Origin of the sequence: Paenibacillus filicis (assembly GCF_038070315.1) — a bacterium.
Classification (GTDB): Bacteria; Bacillota; Bacilli; order Paenibacillales; family NBRC-103111; genus Paenibacillus_G; species Paenibacillus_G filicis.
In genome coordinates this window covers 156224-171377 of sequence record NZ_JBBPCC010000001.1, presented here as the reverse complement: position 1 = coordinate 171377, position 15154 = coordinate 156224, and the positions used below count along the sequence as shown (strand labels likewise).

Below are 15154 nucleotides of genomic sequence, written 5' to 3'. Positions count from 1 at the left end.
CCGGTTACAGAGTCAGAGGAATTTCTTGCCCTCGGCTGCCGGCCGCCCGTCCGGGTGCATAAGGCGCCAGGTCGAGCTCTGGCGCAGCCCCTAGCGCGAGGCTGGCTACGACCTTCCCTGTCACCGGCGCCAGCAGAATACCGTTGCGGTAATGTCCGGTAGCGAAGATCAGGCCGGGCGCATGCTCCCACGTGCCGAGGAACGGCAGCTCGTCTTCGGTGCCGGGGCGGAGCCCGGTCCAGGTGGAGACGAATTCGGCATCGGCGATCCGCGGCAGCAGCGCTGCCGCTTTTTCGTATAGTCCGGCTATGGTGCTGACGTGGGCCCGCTTGTCAAAGCCGGCCTGTTCTTGTGTCGCGCCGATGATATAACTGCCATCGCTCTTGGGGACGATGTAGCAGCCCTTGGTGAAGACCGTCGAGCGGATGAGCGGCGCGTCCGTGCGCACGGATATACATTGTCCTTTCACCGGGAAGATCGGGAGCTTTAGGCCGAGCGGCTCGGTCAGCGGCGAGCTCCAGGCGCCTGCGGCCAGCACGACGAGATCGGCGCGCAGCTCGCCTTCCGGAGTGGCGACGCCGCATACGCTCCCGGTGCAATCCGTCAGCAGCCGGGTAGCCGGGGTCCACTCCCGCACCAGGCAGCCTTGCCGTGCAAGCGCAGCCCGCAGCGACTTGGCGAGCCAGACCGGGTGGACCTGATGGTCTTCCGGCAGGTGCAGGCCGCCTAGAATGCCCGGGGACAGCTCAGATTCGATACGCAGTAACTCCTCGGCGGTCAGCCAGGAGGCATCCTGCATCCAGGGAAGGCGGCTGCGCAGCTCATGCTCATCGTCTGCCGTCATCGCCGCACGGACGATGCCCTCGGGTATGTATTGCACCGGAATACCGCCCGCATCCTCCAGCTCCTCGGCCCAGCCGCGATAGATAGCTAGACTGGCGCGGCACAGGTCATAAAAGGGACCTGGCTGATGGATTTCCACCTGGGCGCCAAGCATGCCTGCCGCTGCGGTGGAAGCCTCCTGGCTCCAGCCGCCTTTGTCGAGCAGCGTGCAGGCGAAGCCGGCCTTGCCCAGCTCATAGGCGCTGGAGGCGCCGATCACTCCGCCTCCGATGATGAGGGCGGTTGGTCTGTCCCCGCGGATTGGCGTCAGACTGCTGCCTGGGCTTGGAATGGAGCATGCGCTTGATGGGTTGATCATGACAATTCTCTCCTTGAAGTTGGGTTCGTCCTGTCCAGTGCTTCCCGGAAGCGTACCACCTGATTCCCGGGCTCCTGATGCAGCAGGATGGAGGATAGTACCGCGATGCCTGCGGCTCCGGCTGCCAGCACGTCCGCCGTCAGCTCCGGCCGGATGCCTCCGATGGCTATGACGGGCAGGGCAGAGGCCTGTACGGTCTGCGTGAGCGCAGACAGACCCCGGGCCGGCAATCCAGGCTTGGAGCCTGTCTCATAGACATGGCCGTACACGGCGAAGTCCGCTCCCTGAGCTGCGGCTGCAGCCCCTTCGTCCGGCGCATGCACCGAGCAGCCGATCAGGCTCCCTGCGGGCAGCAGTGCCCGGGCCTGGAGAGCCGACAAGCTGCCTCCGCCGAGCTGAACTCCGTTCGCCCGGACTGCGAGCGCTGCGTCGACTCTGTCATTCAGCAGCAGAGCGGTGTGCGGAAGCAGAGGCTTCAGTGTCTCGTACCAGCGTATCAGCTCCTGTGCCGGGCGGTGCTTCTCGCGAATGTGCAGCATGTCGATCAGATGGACGGGGAGGCGGCTCACAATCTCTGCAACTTCTCCGAGCTCTTGACGGCCCGTGGTCACGACATGCAGTTGTTTTCTAATTAGGTTCATCAACGTGAAATCGACCTTTCCGCGTGCTGCTTCTTCATTTCATCATACCCCCACGTATGGATGGCGTCAAAGCGTTTGGACAAGTTGTCATGAAATGCTCACGAAACCCGGGATATCGAATGCCCGAAGCGCCTTGACTAGTGAAGCGGAGGAGGAATAAACTAGAGAGAAGGCGTTTGAAACGGAGAGGATTGAGAAAGCGATGAAAGTGTACAAGGCATTGACCATAGCGGGTTCGGACAGCGGAGGCGGAGCAGGCATTCAGGCCGACCTGAAAACGTTCCAGATGCTCGACGTGTACGGCATGTCGGCCCTTACGGCGATTACGGTGCAGAACACGCTGGGTGTCCACGGCATCTACGATATTCCGCTGGAAGGTATCGAGAAGCAGATTGAGGCTGTTCTATCCGACCTCGGCGCCGATGCGGCCAAGACTGGCATGTTGTCGCAGCCTGAGGTCATCGAGATGGTCGCGGGCTGTGTCCGCCGTTCCGGGCTGAGCCAGCTTGTCGTCGACCCGGTTATGGTCGCCAAGGGCGGGGCCAGTCTGCTGGCTGTGTCTGCACAGCAGGCGCTGCGGGACAAGCTGCTGCCGCTGGCAGCGGTGGTGACCCCGAACATTCCGGAGGCCGAGGTCCTGACGGGACTGCGGATCGAAACGCTTGATGAGATGAAGAAGGCTGCCGCTCTGCTCGTGCGGGAGCTTGGCGCTGGAGCTGCCATCGTCAAGGGCGGTCACCGCAGCGGAGATCCGACCGACGTGATCTTCGACGGCGAATCGTATCATTTGATGGAGGCGGAACGGTATGAGACCCGTCACACGCATGGGACGGGCTGTACGTTCTCGGCTGCGATCTGCGCCGAGCTGGCCAAGGGCCGGACTCTGCTGGAAGCGGCGCATACGGCCAAGCAGTTCATTACCCTAGCGATCCGAGAGGAACTGGGGATCGGTCAGGGCCATGGGCCGACCAACCACTGGGCTTATGCCCGTGAGAAGGCCGCCGGACGGGCGTAAGACAAGAAGGAGTGACGACAGCTTCATGAGCTACGAATATTTGATGCAGGCGGTATTGCTGATCGTATTGCTGATCGCCGCGTTCCCGGCCATTATTCTGTGGTCCAAATGGAAAAAGAAAAAGCGGGGATAGATGAGCTATGTATTATGTCAATCAGGAACAAATCGACCGTCGGCTGTCCTTCATTCCGACATTGCTGCAGGCTTGCAGGGAGCTCCAGGAAGAGAGCGAGGCCGATGATTTCGGGGATGGGGCGCTGCTGTTTCATCTGGCGCAGGAACGTACGCTGGTATTAGCGATTGAGACCGTGACAGATGTGGGCAGTCTGCTTATTGACGCCTTCATGATGCGCGATGCGAGCAGCTATGAGGATATTGTTGACATTCTGACCGGGGAGAACGTATTCGGCGAGGAAGTCGCTTCTGTGCTGGTATCGCTCGTACAGATGCGGCGCTTCCTGACACAGGATTACACGGAGATTTCCCGTACGGGTCTGCATCCTCTGATTCGCACGCTGCCGGAGGCGCTGGAGCAGTTTGCTGCCTCAGTTCCGGCTTTTATCAACAAGGAAGTTTTGTAGGTCTTCGAATAGCTGTTCACAGCCGTTACCGGGATCCCAGGTGACGGCTATTCGTTGTGGGGTAAAGCAGGTAGGAGGAGAATTAAGGGTATCCTTGGACTACAGCGTACGCTGCCCAGAGAGAGACCACCGGGGCTTACACGTACTCCGGGGGTGATCTGACGATCCATTACAGCTTCTATGATTCACATATCAGCGGATATCTGCAAGTCTCGGTGTATAAAGTAACGCCAACTGGGGATGTCCTCATCATGTACTTCTCCAAAGAAGGCGGTAGACCGGACAGTGGTGTTCAGAATGGCACCTGGTATCTTGGCAATCAGCCTGCAGGCGCTTATAAGTATGTAGCGACAGTTCCGGAGAACTGGATGGGTCCGTCCATATGGTTCACTGCCAACTAGACTGTAACAGTGAACCATCCATGTTTTTACAGATGGCTGCCAGGTGCAGCCCGTTACTTATTCACGTTTTCCTTGATCAGAGGGGCTCCTGCATCGTCTCCGCATTCTTCTGGCAGTCCTCCATCTCCAGGTAATTCTGTCCGTGCCTTGACCATATTTACAACATAAGATATCCTAAAGTATCGGAAGTAATTCCGAAGGGATAGAATGGTATTTGTACATGGACCTGGCATGCTTTTCGCATGATAGCGACTAGTGCTGGAGGGACGGTGAGACCGGATGAATCAAGAAGCGGATGTACCTACACGTAAAATATTAGTAACGTTGCTGAAGACTAAGGGAGCCCAAAGCGTCGGTGAGCTTGCCAAGCAGCTCGGCATCACCGAGATGGCCGTTCGCCGTCATCTGAATACGCTGGAGAGAGATAATCTGATCGAATCGAGGCTGGTCCGTCAGGCTATGGGCAGACCGACCCATCTATACTCGCTGGCCCCCGCGGCCGACGAATTATTTCCTAAGAAATATCAGCATCTCACGCTAGATCTGCTGGAGGAGCTGGAGGCGCTAGCCGGGCAGGAGAAGGTGGACCTGCTGTTCGAGCGCCGAAAAGACCGGCTGATTGGCCGTTATGAGGACCGGATGGCGGGCAAGCCATTGTCCGAGCGCGTGACCGAGCTGGCCGATATTCAAAATTCGAATGGTTACATGGTGAACCTGGAATCCAAGGAAGACGGAAGCTTCGTTCTGCAGGAGCATAACTGTCCCATTTCCCAGGTGGCCAATCAATATAATCACGCCTGCACCTGTGAGCTGGCTATGTTCCGGGATCTGCTCGGTTCTGCCGCGACGGTGGAGCGCACCGAGTGTCTGGCCAAGGGCGGCAGTAAGTGCTCGTATGTGATTCAGCCTGCCGAAGAGTAATTAGAGATGATAGAAGGACAGGGACCGTTTTCCTCTTGAAGGGAAGCGGTTTTTTTGTGTTGTTCGGCAAGGAGGGCTAAACGATGCTGAGTAAGACAGACATCTGTTTTCGTATAGGGCGGACCTTCCACCGGGAATACTGAGTAAGAGATCGCTTGGCAGGTTATGATTCGATAAATCGGCGAGGAGGGTTCCTATGCAGAATGACATCTACCAGGAGTATGGTGTATTGGAGCCGGATAAGGACGAATTCTGGTTCGACGCGATCCCGGATGCGGAGGATGGATGGTTCGCCAGGGATGAAGAACGTGAGCTTGAGCTTCAGGCTCAGGATGAACGGAGGGCCAGAACGTGAGCCGGTTGCATGATATTGTGGAGAACCATCAGCAGTTAGGGCAGCTGACTGCCGTGCTTACCCATTATGGAGTGAACGCGGCTTTCGTAGCGTCGTCGCTGCTACAGGCCTTCGAACAAGAGGCGGAAGACGAAGCGCCAGATCAGGATCTGATCGCCGATCTAAAGCTGCTGGTGGCCACCAGCTAGGATCATGAAAAGCAGCAAGCCGTGCCGCAGTTTGCGGGACGGCTTGCTGCTGTCGAATTTTAACCGGGATTTCGTCGATTCTTATTAGTCGTACACGAGCTGCGCCAGTATGTCCGACAACTTGAGGTCTGCACAGGCCATCGTCGTATCTGCCGCTCCATAGTAGATTCTCAGCGTGTCGCCATCAGCCAGAATTCCGCAGGAGAAAACAACACCGCCGAAAAATCCGTTTAGCTCGTAATCGGTCTCCGGCTGTAGAATCGGCCCGGGCGTACGTGCAAGCACCTTGGATGGATCGTTCGCATCCAGCAGCACCGCGCCCATGCAGTAGCGATCCTGGTGATCGGCAGCATGGTACAGCTCCAGCCAGCCATGCTCCGTACGCAGCGGGACGGCGCCTCCGCCGATCCGGCCGCTATCCCAGGCTTCCTCTCGCAAGCCGAGCAGGAAGCGGTGATTTCCCCAATGGAGCAGATCGGGGGACTCGGCGATCCAAATCTCCGGCAGGCCGATCGCCTTGGGGACAGGGCGGGTCAGGGCGTAATACAGTCCTCCGATGCGCTCGGGGAAGAGGATCACGTCCTTGTTCTCCGGGCCGAAGATAAGCCCATGCCGCTCCACGGTGACAAAGTCACGGGTCGAAGCGAGGCCGACACCCACGCCCTTGGCGGATACGGCGCTGTAGGTGATGTAATAGGTATCGCCGATAGGTGTGATTCGAGGGTCTTCAATGCCGAACTGTTCCAGCTCAGTGGAAGGAAGCAGGAAAGCGCCATCATCGACGGTAAAATGAAGACCGTCCTTGCTCCGGGCCAGGCGCAGGCAGGAGACGGACGTCAAGTACAGCGTGCTGCCGGCTCTCGAATCCTTCACCACGCGGGCGTCGGAACAATCATAGCGCGGATCTGTCATGTCCAGCGATAAGGCAACCGCTCGCTGAGTCGTCACATCGAAGTAGGCGGTTTGCACGTAGGCCGGATCGTGGGTTAACGGCCGTTCGGCCACCCGGATCAGCATCAATACCTCGTCCTTCAGCCGGACTATACCGGCATTGAAGGTTCCAATGACTTCAAAGCCTTCCCACAGCGGACTTACATCGGCTGGGGAAATGAGCGGGTTTTCCTCATAACGGTGGACATGCACAGCACCATCACCCCTGTTTGGACAAACGGATCAGGTCGAGAACCCGGATCGGTTTATCGGTGGATTCGTCGTACAGGTCTCCTTGCTTCACATGATCGATGAATAGAATGCCGTCCAGATGATCGATTTCGTGCTGCATACAGACGGCGAGATGGCCCTCCGCCTCCAGTACCGTTTCTTCCCCGGTACGGGTCAGGGTCTTGACCTTGATCGAGGTAGCCCGGGTGACGAAGCCATAGATGTTGGGTATCGACAGGCAGGCTTCTGCGCCTTCCTGACTGCCCTTGCGCTCGATAATCTCCGGGTTAATCAGCTCGATCAGTCCTGTGCCGCAATCCAGTACAGCGGCCCGCTTCGCGATGCCTACCTGCGGAGCCGCCAGCCCGGCCCGGCCGGGGACCGCGTAGAGGGTGTCGCGGAGGTCGTCTAGCAGCTTGATCACCGTCGGGTTGATGACGCTGATCGGTCGGCATTTTTCCCTTAGCACGGGATCTCCGATTTTACGAATCATTTTTTCTGCCATGATTTCACCTTATTCCTAGTCGTTGATCCCTACAGTATACACGAGGCATCGGGCACAGAAAAGAGGATTTTGGTGAAGCAAGTCCAAAGCCCGAGAGGGCGATAATCCCATGAAGCGGTGACTTTGGCCGATTCGCTTCGAAATGGACGTAAAAAAAGCGGTAGCTTAGGACTCTATCTCTCTCGTCCTAGGCTACCGCTATATCCGTGATCGGGGTCCGTTCCTATTTTCTAACCTGTTAAATCACAACGTTCGCACGGCGCAGCGTATCCCGCAGCCGCTCGATATCCACATCCGCAGGCTTGGCCGTGCCGGATGTGACGGCCAGTGCAGCTGCGGTGCCTGCGGCTTCGCCGGTCGCCATGCAGCTTGGTGTAAGCCTGGTCGTCGCGAGCGCTTCATGCGTGGTGGAGATGCAGCGTCCCGCTGCCAGCAAATTATCGATGCCCTTAGGAATCAGGCAGCCGTACGGGATGTCATAGGCTCCGTTTCCTTCGATGGAGGCGAAAGCGACGCCTTTGCCTGTCGGGTCATGCAGGTCGATCGGATAGCCGCTGCGCGCGATACCGTCGGCAAAGCGCCGCCCCTGCACAACGTCCTCGATGGTTAAGCAATACTGCCCATCGATCCGGCGTGATTCCCGGATGCCGATCTGAGCGCCAACCGAAGAAATGGACGCCTTGGCGAAGCCGGGAATATGCTCCTGCAGGAACCGGGCCATCAGCAGCACCTGCTTGCGGCCTTCTTCCTCGGCCTCCGTCATCTGCTCGATGTCGGTCGCATCCTTGCCTTGTACGCGGGTACAGTTGATCAGTACCTCATCGTCGGCCGGTCCGGTGAAGAACAGCACCTGATCCCGGTTAATTGGCACATTGCCGGCTTTCCACTCGGCATAGAAGCCGGAGACGGCGGTCAGCGGGATACGGTCCAGCTCGCCAACAAGTGTCTTGTGGTAGAAGTTGGATGGGTTGTCCAGGATCGCCTGGCGTACCGCCTCCAGATCAACCCCGCGCATACGGAACTTCATCGTCATCGGCTGCGTGCGTCCGTCCTCTTGCCGCCCCTGGATGGTGGACGCGCCGGACAAATAAGCGACATCGGCATCGCCGCTCGTATCGACGAACTGCTTGCCGTATACGTCGATACGGCCGGACTTGCCTGTCAGACGCACAGACTGGATGATCCGGTCCGACACGACGACCTCATCAACGAAGCTGTGCGCGAGCAGCTTGACCCCGGCTTCGCGCAGCATCTCGACGGCCAGTACTTTGAAAATCTCCGCATCATAGGGGGTAACGCTGTACGTGAAGCCGATCGTATCCCGGAGATGGCCCGGCGAACCGCCGCGCTCCTTCAGCCGGCTGACGATCTCCTCGGCTACGCCCTTAATGACCTGCTCGCCTTGGGAGGTGTGGAAGGTCATCCATGGGTAGACGGAAGCCGCTGTGGACATGCCTCCGACGAAGCCGTAGCGCTCGATCAGGATTACGGATGCTCCTTGGCGTCCTGCGGCGATAGCCGCCGCCACACCCGCGGGTCCGCCTCCGATGACGACGACATCCGCCTCAAATGTACGTTTCATGCTGTGAAATCTCCTTTCAGCGGCGCGTCTTGCGCCTCGATAACCGTTATTCCTTCAGGCCTGTCATGGACACGCCTTCGATAAATTGCTTCTGTGCAAAGAAGAAGATGATTAAGAGCGGCAGCGTCGCCATCACGGAAGCGCTCATCAGATGATGCCAGGCCGTCCCGGATTCATCGGTGAACAGCGACAGCGCGAGCGGCAAGGTCATCAGGGCACGATCGCTGATATAGATCAGCGGGTCGAAGAAGTCGTTCCAGGACGCCAGGAACGTGAAGATGACCAGTGTCGCAATCGCAGGCTTGGCCAGCGGCATCATGATCTTGGCATAGATCTGGGAGCGGGAATACCCGTCGACCATCGCGGCTTCCTCCAGCTCCTTGGGGATGCCGATGAAAAATTGACGCATCACGAACACCCCGAACACGCCGCCCGCCCCGAAGATCGGAAGCAGGATCAGCGGGACATGGGTATTGATGAGCCCGATCTCACGCATAAACAGAAACATCGGGATTGCGATGACTTCATTCGGAATCATCATCGTGCTCAGCAGCAGGAGAAACACGACGCCACGGCCCCAGAACGGAATCCGGGCGAAGGCGTAACCGGCCAGCGAAGCGAAGAAAATGGTGCCGAGCGTCACCAGCGCGGCAATATAGACGCTGTTCCAGTAAAACAGATGAAACGGAATACTTTGCAGCACTTCCGAATAGTTGCTCCAGCGGACCGGAGACGGAATGAATTGCGGCGGAAACACGAATACCTTGGCAGGCTCCTTGAGCGAAGTGGAGACCATCCACAGGAACGGCATCAGCATGACGGCCGATACGGCCGTCAGCAGTGCATATTGCACCGAAGCGCCCAAGCGGTTGGAGCGCCTTATAGACAAGCGATCAGCTTTCATGCATAACCCACCTTTTCCGCATGCCCCATTGGATCAGAGTCAGCGCCAGGATGATCACGAACAGCACGTAGGCGAGGGCGGAGGAGTAGCCGAATTCATACAGCTTGAAGGCTTTCTCCCAAATGTAATACACCAGCACCTTGGTGCTGCCCACAGGGCCCCCTTGCGTCATCACGTAAATCTGCCCGAATACCTTGAGGGAGCCGATAATGGTCATGATGATCGTGAGGAACAACGTGTGCGTAATCATCGGCAGCGTCACGCGGAAGAACGTAACGAACCGGTTTGCGCCATCGATCTTCGCAGCTTCGTATAAGTGAGCCGGCACTTGCTGCAGCGCAGCGATAAACAGCACCATGTTCAAACCTAAGTTTTTTAGAACGCTGGTGATAATGACGACCGGCATCGCGAGCTGCTGGTCATAGAGCCAAGATGGGCCAGTCACCCCGACCAATTGCAGCAGCTGGTTAATAAAGCCGGAGTCGGTGGCAAACATGTACTTCCATACAATTGACCAGACGATGAGCGACGTCATGACTGGAATGAAAATGACGGTTCGGTAGATCCCCATCCCTGGCAGCTTCCCGGCCAGCGGGAGTGCCAGCAGCAGCGCTAATACGATGTTTAGCGGGACGAGGCCGACAGCGAAGTAGAGGGTATTGCCCAGCACCTTCCAAAACTCCTCATCACTGAAAATGGCCCGGTAGTTATCCAGCCCGATGAACTTGGCCTCTCCCAGCAGCGGCCAATCCGTCAAGCTCATGTACAGCGCCATCATCAGCGGGATAAAAAGCAGCAGGGCAAAGCCGAGCACCATCGGCGCAACGAACAGCCAGCCGGTCCGATTGGCATCCCGGTCGAGCGGATTCCGGCTGCGCGCCTTCCTGAGCTTTGCCTCGGGGCTAACGGCGGTCGATGGCATTGCGCAGCTCCGCGACCGCACGGCGAATACCGTCGGCATCCTTGCCGGTGACGACAGCACCGATTAGCAGCACCTTGATACCGCTGTCGATCAGCGCCGGGATGTCCGCCGATCCGATCTTGCGCTGGGAAGGAACGATGACGGGCAGCCCCGAATGCTGCACCAGCCAGCGGTACTTAAGCAGGTCAGCGAAAGTCAGGGAAGTGCCGTACTCATCACCGGGTACGACTGACGCTTCTAGCGCCTCGACGCCGAAGGCACCGGCCCCTTCCACCAGACGCAGGTCAAAGCTGCTGTCAATGGCGAAGGTACGCGAGAGCTTCGGGAAACGAAGCAAGAAGGAAGACATGTGGAACGCGTAGATCGATGTAAAGTCGACGCCGAGCGCCGGCAGCGCTTCGATCTCTTCCTCCCGGACGCTGTCCAGCGAGCCGCCCGGCACAATGCCGAGCGGACCGTCGAACAGCGAACGGATGTGAGTCATGGTGTCCGTGTATGCGGATAGCGGACCGAAGTTGTTGCCGCTGGCACGATGGCCCACGTTGATGTGGACCTTCAGGCCGTCGGCCCCTTCGGCTAGAGCAGCCTCGGCCAACGCAGGATCGTTGGCCGGCAGGCTTACGTACAATTGCAGCTTGTCGCTGGTTAAGGATTGCTGAAAACGATTCATGATGGGACCAGCTCCTTCTATTTTTTGAGCAGCGGATCGACCTTATCTCCGACCAGCTTCAAGATCTCTTCCGGCGTGCCGGATTGTCCGAACAAGCGGTCGAAGCCCGATAATATTTCCGTATCGATCTTCTGCCACTGGATATGTCCAGGCTGTACCCGGGCCTTCGGCATCTCGTCGATAACCGATTGCTTAATATCCGCAGGATCGGGGTTGCCCTCTTGCTTCAGGAAGGCGTCGGAGCTAAGCACAGACTTGCGCGGAGGCACGAAGAACGCGGAGGTCGTCTGGATGCCTTCTTGGCCGGCGAGGAACTTGAGCAGCTCCTTGGCTTCCTTCGGATGCTTGCTTTCCTTGAACAGCACATAGCCTGCCTGTCCCATCATCGGCACCGAGCCCTTGGAGCCTGAAGGCATCGGCGCGATGCTCCATTTGAAGTCCTTGATCGCACGTGCTTTGGATACGAAGCTGTAGTTGTCGAAGATCATGCCGAGCTTGCCTGATTCAAAGCTAACCTGCTCGCCGGCCTTCGGATGCGACTTGTCGGTGAACATCATCGTTTTAAGCATGTTAAACGTCTCTACGCCATACTTATCGTTCCAGGTGAACTTGCTCATATCGTCGCTGAATGGACCGCTGCCGTTGGACCAGGAGTAGGAGGCCAGAATGATCCATGTCTTCCAATCACGGAAGAAATTCGCTCCATACGTCCGGCCTGAAGCCGGGCCGTCCGAGATGGCTTTGGCCGACTTGGTGAATTCCTCCCACGTCCATTTGCCTTGCTTGGCCAATTCGTTAGGCGAGGTAAGGCCGGCTTTGTCGAACAGGTCCTTGTTGTAGAACACCACGCTTGGCGGCGTCGAGAACGGAAGACCGTACAGCTTGTCGTCCTTGCGGAAGAGCTCCAGCGTCGAGGGAATGATGTCATCGCCCTTGAAGGCAGGGTCTTTGGTAACCTCGGATACATCCTCCAGAATCCCATTGGCCATGAACTGCGGCACCATTCGCTCGGAAATCCAGGCAATATCCGGCAGCTCCCGTCCGGCTGCTAGCACGGAAATTTTTTGCTGATAATCAGCAAACGGGATCGAGTCGATCTTGACCTCGATGTTTGGATGCGTTTCCTGGAATTTGGCTGCCAGCTTCTGATACAATTCGAGCTGCGCCGGGTTGCCCCAGGTTGCAAATTTCAATTCCACTTTCTTACCGCCGGATGCTCCGGCGGCTGTCTCTTTTTTTTCTGTCGTACCGCCGCCGCAAGCGGCCGTTGCCGCTGCAAGCGACAATACGAGCAGACCCGCCATGGTTCGTTTCATATGATGCTCCTCCTTCAGGTGAAATAGGTGGCTTGCATATGTCAATTATAATGACATATATCAGGGAGGATATAGCACGCAGGCTTTGGCTTTGGTACGGTTTTTTTGGAGAAATATCCTGGGGGAGGGGAAAGAGCCCGTCAGTCCGCGTGTTGGTCGCGGTACGTGCCGGGCGTGAGGCCAACCTGCTGCTTGAAGACCAGCATAAAATGCTTGGGGCTTTGGTAACCGGACAGCCGGGCGATATCATAAATTTTCAGCTCGGTATGAGCAAGCAGGTACTTGGCACGGTCAATGCGGACGGTCGTGATCTGGTCAGACAGATTGATGCCGGTCTCCTGCTTGAACAGTTGGCTTAAATAAGCGGAGTTCAAATGAACGTAATCCGCCAGCGTCTGCAGCCGCAGGTCTCCTTCGGGATGCGCCTCAATATATTCCTTGACCTTGCGGATCAAGCGCCGTCTCTCCGCACCAACAGGCCGTTCCTCGGGTTCTTCCGTGGTCTCTGCCGGCTCCAGACTCTTCCCGCTGCGCCGCTGCAGGAGCGCATGGATTTTGTCCAGTGCGCATACCAATTGCTTGCGGTCAATCGGCTTCAGCAAGTAATCCGAAACCCCGTATTGAAGCGCTTTCTGAGCATAGCTAAAATCGCTGTACCCGCTGATGATCAGCAGCGGCATATCCTCGAATTGCTCACGGATTTTCTCCAGCAGCTGCAAGCCGTTCATCTCGCGCATGCGAATGTCGGTGACGACCATGTCGACGACGTTCCGATTCAGATAATCGAGCGCTTCCCGGCTATGGGCTGCTTCCTTCACGACGTTGAAATAGGGAGAAGCTTGACGGATCAAGGAGGAGATACCCTCTCGGATCACATCTTCATCCTCCACGAGCAGTACACGGATCATCATTCTTCTCCTCCTTCCCGCCGCAGCGGGATCGTAATGGTAAAGGCCGCACCTTCCCCGGGACTGGCATCCACCTGGAGCTCGTAACCGATTCCGTACATGAGCGCCAGCCGTTGGCTGATATTGCGCAAGGCGACGCCATGGCCATCAGCCTGTCCGGCCTCAGAGGATGCGGGTCCGTTCAATGATAGACGCAGCCGCTCCAGCTCGTCCTCCGTCATCCCGCTTCCGTCGTCTCGGACGGTTAGCAGCAGATCGTTCTCGAAGCGGACGGCATGGACCCAGATCGTACCGCCGCGATCATGATCGCCTATGCCATGGTAGATCGCATTTTCAATCATCGGCTGGATCATCAGCTTGGGGACGGGATGAGGCAGTAAATCGTGCTCAATATCGAACAGGATCTGCAGCCGATCCCCATAACGCAATTGCTGGATACTGACATAAGCCTCAGCGGTTTCCAGCTCGTCGCGCAATTGAACAAGCCTGACGTCATGTCCGACCGTATAGCGCAGCAGGCGTCCCAGCGCCGTCACCATATCGGAGACGCGGCCGCTCTGTCCTTGGACCGCCAGCATATTGATCGATTCGAGCGTATTGTAGATAAAATGCGGATTGATCTGGCTTTGCAGCGCACTCAGCTCGGCTTCTTTCTCCCGCAAGCCGATTAGATACACCTCTTCGACCAGGCGGTCGATCTCTCCTACCATCCGATTGAAGTTGCGGCTGAGATGCCCGATCTCGTCCTGCGTTTCGACCTGGACGCTTTGCTTGAAGTCGCCGAGCTCGACCCGCTTCATCTTATTCTTGAGCGCGACAAGCGGCCGGGTGAGCCGGTAGGAGAAGTAGATGGCCAGCACGCTGCCCAGCACGAGAGAGACGATCCCGATCAGCATCGTCACGACGCGAAGCGCATTCGTCTCCTTCAGCAGAGATTCCACGGGAATGAAGCTGACAATCTTCATATCCGAGTACTCCGAATAATCGGAGATGGTGAGAAAGGACTTGCCTCCCAGCTCCATGCGGCGGACGGTCGATTCGTTGGGCAGGGCGGCTGCGCTGCTCAATTCCTCATCGCGGTCGGGCGGCAGCCCGGAGCCATTTTGCATGAAAAAAAGCTCGGTGCGGCTATTAACGGCGATCAGGCTGCCCTTGTCCTCGAACTTCACATTGGAGAGAATTTGCCGGAACACATCCATCTTCAGATCGATCTTGACTACGCCGAGCGCCCGGTTCGTATTTGGTTCCCGAATCAGCCGTGCAACGGAAAAGTATTCCTGAGCATCACTCTCTAGGTAATAGGAGGGGCGATGCGTCGGGATCAGCGTCCAGGCGCCGTCAGCTAAGCGAACCTGTTCGTACCAGCTTTCTTGCGAGAGATCGTTGAACAAACGAATCGAATTGGCATCCAGATTGGAGAACGTATAGCCGTTGCCTGCAAAGATATGGATGCCGCGAATTTCGGAACGGTCATAGGTGCCGCTGGCGATATGAAGCAGCATTTTCTCGAGTTCTTCTACGGATGGACGCGAGTAGACGGACTCCGGACCGCTGTACTTGCTCAGAATTGCGAGCACCCCGGGGTCATAGGTCGACATCAGGGAGAGATGCTGCATGTCCTTCAAGGTACGGTCCAGATTGCGGTTAATTTGTCCGACCAGCTGCGTCGAATATTCGGCAGCCCGGCGTTCGGTAGAGGAGGAAAAATCATAATAGGTCAGGGAGCCCTGCAGGCCGAGTGGGATCGCAATCAGCAGCAGGAAAATAAGCAGGGTTTTGGAGCGCAGGCTCCATTGGGATAACGGGGATAACGCTGCATACCAGGGATGTACACGGTTTGTCATCAATAGTCGCCTCTTACTTGGATGCCGATCTCAATATCG

17 protein-coding genes and 1 pseudogene are annotated in these 15154 nt (G+C 57.3%); 7 read left to right on the top strand and 11 right to left on the bottom strand.

What is annotated here, in order from left to right:
• Window positions 1–4: 4 nt before the first annotated feature.
• Window positions 5–1201, bottom strand: coding sequence for a glycine oxidase ThiO (thiO, locus tag WMW72_RS00840; RefSeq protein WP_341413511.1), 1197 nt, complete (start codon window positions 1199–1201; stop codon window positions 5–7).
• Complete coding sequence (locus tag WMW72_RS00835; protein WP_341413510.1) at window positions 1198–1842, bottom strand: thiamine phosphate synthase; 645 nt, start codon at window positions 1840–1842, stop codon at window positions 1198–1200. The genes thiO and WMW72_RS00835 overlap by 4 nt, the downstream gene beginning before the upstream one ends.
• Before the next feature lie 202 nt (window positions 1843–2044).
• On the opposite strand from WMW72_RS00835, the gene thiD reads away from it, so the two are divergent.
• The 7 genes from thiD to WMW72_RS00800 all read left to right on the top strand — a co-directional run bounded on the left by thiD (window position 2045) and on the right by WMW72_RS00800 (window position 5303).
• The gene (gene thiD, locus WMW72_RS00830; RefSeq protein ID WP_341413509.1) at window positions 2045–2857 is read left to right on the top strand and encodes a bifunctional hydroxymethylpyrimidine kinase/phosphomethylpyrimidine kinase; all 813 of its coding nucleotides are present in this window, start codon (window positions 2045–2047) and stop codon (window positions 2855–2857) included.
• Between the two features lie 25 nt (window positions 2858–2882).
• Window positions 2883–2990 carry a FeoB-associated Cys-rich membrane protein gene (locus WMW72_RS00825; protein WP_341413508.1) on the top strand — a complete coding sequence of 36 codons (108 nt, stop codon included), beginning with the start codon at window positions 2883–2885 and terminating at the stop codon, window positions 2988–2990.
• Between the two features lie 7 nt (window positions 2991–2997).
• Entirely contained in the window at window positions 2998–3438 is a 441-nt protein-coding gene (locus tag WMW72_RS00820; RefSeq protein WP_341413507.1) for a DUF86 domain-containing protein, read from the top strand.
• A 251-nt stretch (window positions 3439–3689) separates the two neighbouring features.
• Window positions 3690–3839 (top strand): hypothetical protein, encoded by a 150-nt coding sequence (locus tag WMW72_RS00815; protein WP_341413506.1) that lies wholly within the window; start codon window positions 3690–3692, stop codon window positions 3837–3839.
• Window positions 3840–4118: 279 nt separating this feature from the next.
• Window positions 4119–4760, top strand: a complete 642-nt coding sequence (locus WMW72_RS00810) for a helix-turn-helix transcriptional regulator (protein ID WP_341413505.1) — start codon at window positions 4119–4121, stop codon at window positions 4758–4760.
• Window positions 4761–4956: 196 nt separating this feature from the next.
• Window positions 4957–5115: a hypothetical protein gene (locus WMW72_RS00805; protein WP_341413504.1), complete on the top strand. Its 159-nt coding sequence runs from the start codon at window positions 4957–4959 to the stop codon at window positions 5113–5115.
• Window positions 5112–5303 carry a hypothetical protein gene (locus WMW72_RS00800; RefSeq protein ID WP_341413503.1) on the top strand — a complete coding sequence of 64 codons (192 nt, stop codon included), beginning with the start codon at window positions 5112–5114 and terminating at the stop codon, window positions 5301–5303. The genes WMW72_RS00805 and WMW72_RS00800 overlap by 4 nt, the downstream gene beginning before the upstream one ends.
• Before the next feature lie 84 nt (window positions 5304–5387).
• Here the strand turns inward: WMW72_RS00800 and WMW72_RS00795 are convergent, their stop codons facing one another.
• The 9 genes and pseudogenes from WMW72_RS00795 to WMW72_RS00755 all read right to left on the bottom strand — a co-directional run bounded on the left by WMW72_RS00795 (window position 5388) and on the right by WMW72_RS00755 (window position 15115).
• Window positions 5388–6446 carry a BtaManbiosPhlase gene (locus WMW72_RS00795; protein ID WP_341413502.1) on the bottom strand — a complete coding sequence of 353 codons (1059 nt, stop codon included), beginning with the start codon at window positions 6444–6446 and terminating at the stop codon, window positions 5388–5390.
• Window positions 6447–6453: 7 nt separating this feature from the next.
• Window positions 6454–6969, bottom strand: a complete 516-nt coding sequence (gene def / locus WMW72_RS00790) for a peptide deformylase (RefSeq protein ID WP_341413501.1) — start codon at window positions 6967–6969, stop codon at window positions 6454–6456.
• A 238-nt stretch (window positions 6970–7207) separates the two neighbouring features.
• A pseudogene (locus WMW72_RS00785) lies at window positions 7208–8563 on the bottom strand (FAD-dependent oxidoreductase); the annotation flags it as partial.
• A 34-nt stretch (window positions 8564–8597) separates the two neighbouring features.
• Window positions 8598–9455 (bottom strand): carbohydrate ABC transporter permease, encoded by an 858-nt coding sequence (locus WMW72_RS00780; RefSeq protein WP_341413500.1) that lies wholly within the window; start codon window positions 9453–9455, stop codon window positions 8598–8600.
• On the bottom strand, window positions 9445–10377 hold the full coding sequence (locus WMW72_RS00775) for a carbohydrate ABC transporter permease (RefSeq protein WP_341413499.1): 933 nt from the start codon (window positions 10375–10377) through the stop codon (window positions 9445–9447). The genes WMW72_RS00780 and WMW72_RS00775 overlap by 11 nt, the downstream gene beginning before the upstream one ends.
• Window positions 10358–11047, bottom strand: a complete 690-nt coding sequence (locus tag WMW72_RS00770) for a hypothetical protein (RefSeq protein WP_341413498.1) — start codon at window positions 11045–11047, stop codon at window positions 10358–10360. Before WMW72_RS00770 ends, WMW72_RS00775 begins: the two co-directional genes overlap by 20 nt.
• Window positions 11048–11064: 17 nt before the next feature.
• A complete protein-coding gene (locus WMW72_RS00765) occupies window positions 11065–12363 on the bottom strand; it encodes an ABC transporter substrate-binding protein (RefSeq protein ID WP_341413497.1) in 1299 nt (432 codons plus the stop codon).
• A 140-nt stretch (window positions 12364–12503) separates the two neighbouring features.
• Window positions 12504–13274: a response regulator transcription factor gene (locus WMW72_RS00760; protein ID WP_341413496.1), complete on the bottom strand. Its 771-nt coding sequence runs from the start codon at window positions 13272–13274 to the stop codon at window positions 12504–12506.
• Window positions 13271–15115: a cache domain-containing sensor histidine kinase gene (locus tag WMW72_RS00755; protein ID WP_341413495.1), complete on the bottom strand. Its 1845-nt coding sequence runs from the start codon at window positions 15113–15115 to the stop codon at window positions 13271–13273. Before WMW72_RS00755 ends, WMW72_RS00760 begins: the two co-directional genes overlap by 4 nt.
• Between the last annotated feature and the right edge of the window lie 39 nt (window positions 15116–15154).

Excerpts from the sequence above, each read along its gene's own strand:
- WMW72_RS00825 (WP_341413508.1), top strand. The coding sequence starts at position 2,883 with ATGAGCTACGAATATTTGATGCAGGCGGTATTGCTGATCGTATTGCTG.
- WMW72_RS00755 (WP_341413495.1), bottom strand. The coding sequence starts at position 15,115 with ATGACAAACCGTGTACATCCCTGGTATGCAGCGTTATCCCCGTTATCC.
- WMW72_RS00775 (WP_341413499.1), bottom strand. The coding sequence starts at position 10,377 with ATGCCATCGACCGCCGTTAGCCCCGAGGCAAAGCTCAGGAAGGCGCGC.
- WMW72_RS00760 (WP_341413496.1), bottom strand. The coding sequence starts at position 13,274 with ATGATGATCCGTGTACTGCTCGTGGAGGATGAAGATGTGATCCGAGAG.
- thiD (WP_341413509.1), top strand. The coding sequence starts at position 2,045 with ATGAAAGTGTACAAGGCATTGACCATAGCGGGTTCGGACAGCGGAGGC.
- WMW72_RS00810 (WP_341413505.1), top strand. The coding sequence starts at position 4,119 with ATGAATCAAGAAGCGGATGTACCTACACGTAAAATATTAGTAACGTTG.
- WMW72_RS00820 (WP_341413507.1), top strand. The coding sequence starts at position 2,998 with ATGTATTATGTCAATCAGGAACAAATCGACCGTCGGCTGTCCTTCATT.
- WMW72_RS00805 (WP_341413504.1), top strand. The coding sequence starts at position 4,957 with ATGCAGAATGACATCTACCAGGAGTATGGTGTATTGGAGCCGGATAAG.
- WMW72_RS00835 (WP_341413510.1), bottom strand. The coding sequence starts at position 1,842 with ATGAACCTAATTAGAAAACAACTGCATGTCGTGACCACGGGCCGTCAA.
- thiO (WP_341413511.1), bottom strand. The coding sequence starts at position 1,201 with ATGATCAACCCATCAAGCGCATGCTCCATTCCAAGCCCAGGCAGCAGT.
- WMW72_RS00815 (WP_341413506.1), top strand. The coding sequence starts at position 3,690 with ATGTACTTCTCCAAAGAAGGCGGTAGACCGGACAGTGGTGTTCAGAAT.
- WMW72_RS00780 (WP_341413500.1), bottom strand. The coding sequence starts at position 9,455 with ATGAAAGCTGATCGCTTGTCTATAAGGCGCTCCAACCGCTTGGGCGCT.
- WMW72_RS00765 (WP_341413497.1), bottom strand. The coding sequence starts at position 12,363 with ATGAAACGAACCATGGCGGGTCTGCTCGTATTGTCGCTTGCAGCGGCA.
- def (WP_341413501.1), bottom strand. The coding sequence starts at position 6,969 with ATGGCAGAAAAAATGATTCGTAAAATCGGAGATCCCGTGCTAAGGGAA.
- WMW72_RS00770 (WP_341413498.1), bottom strand. The coding sequence starts at position 11,047 with ATGAATCGTTTTCAGCAATCCTTAACCAGCGACAAGCTGCAATTGTAC.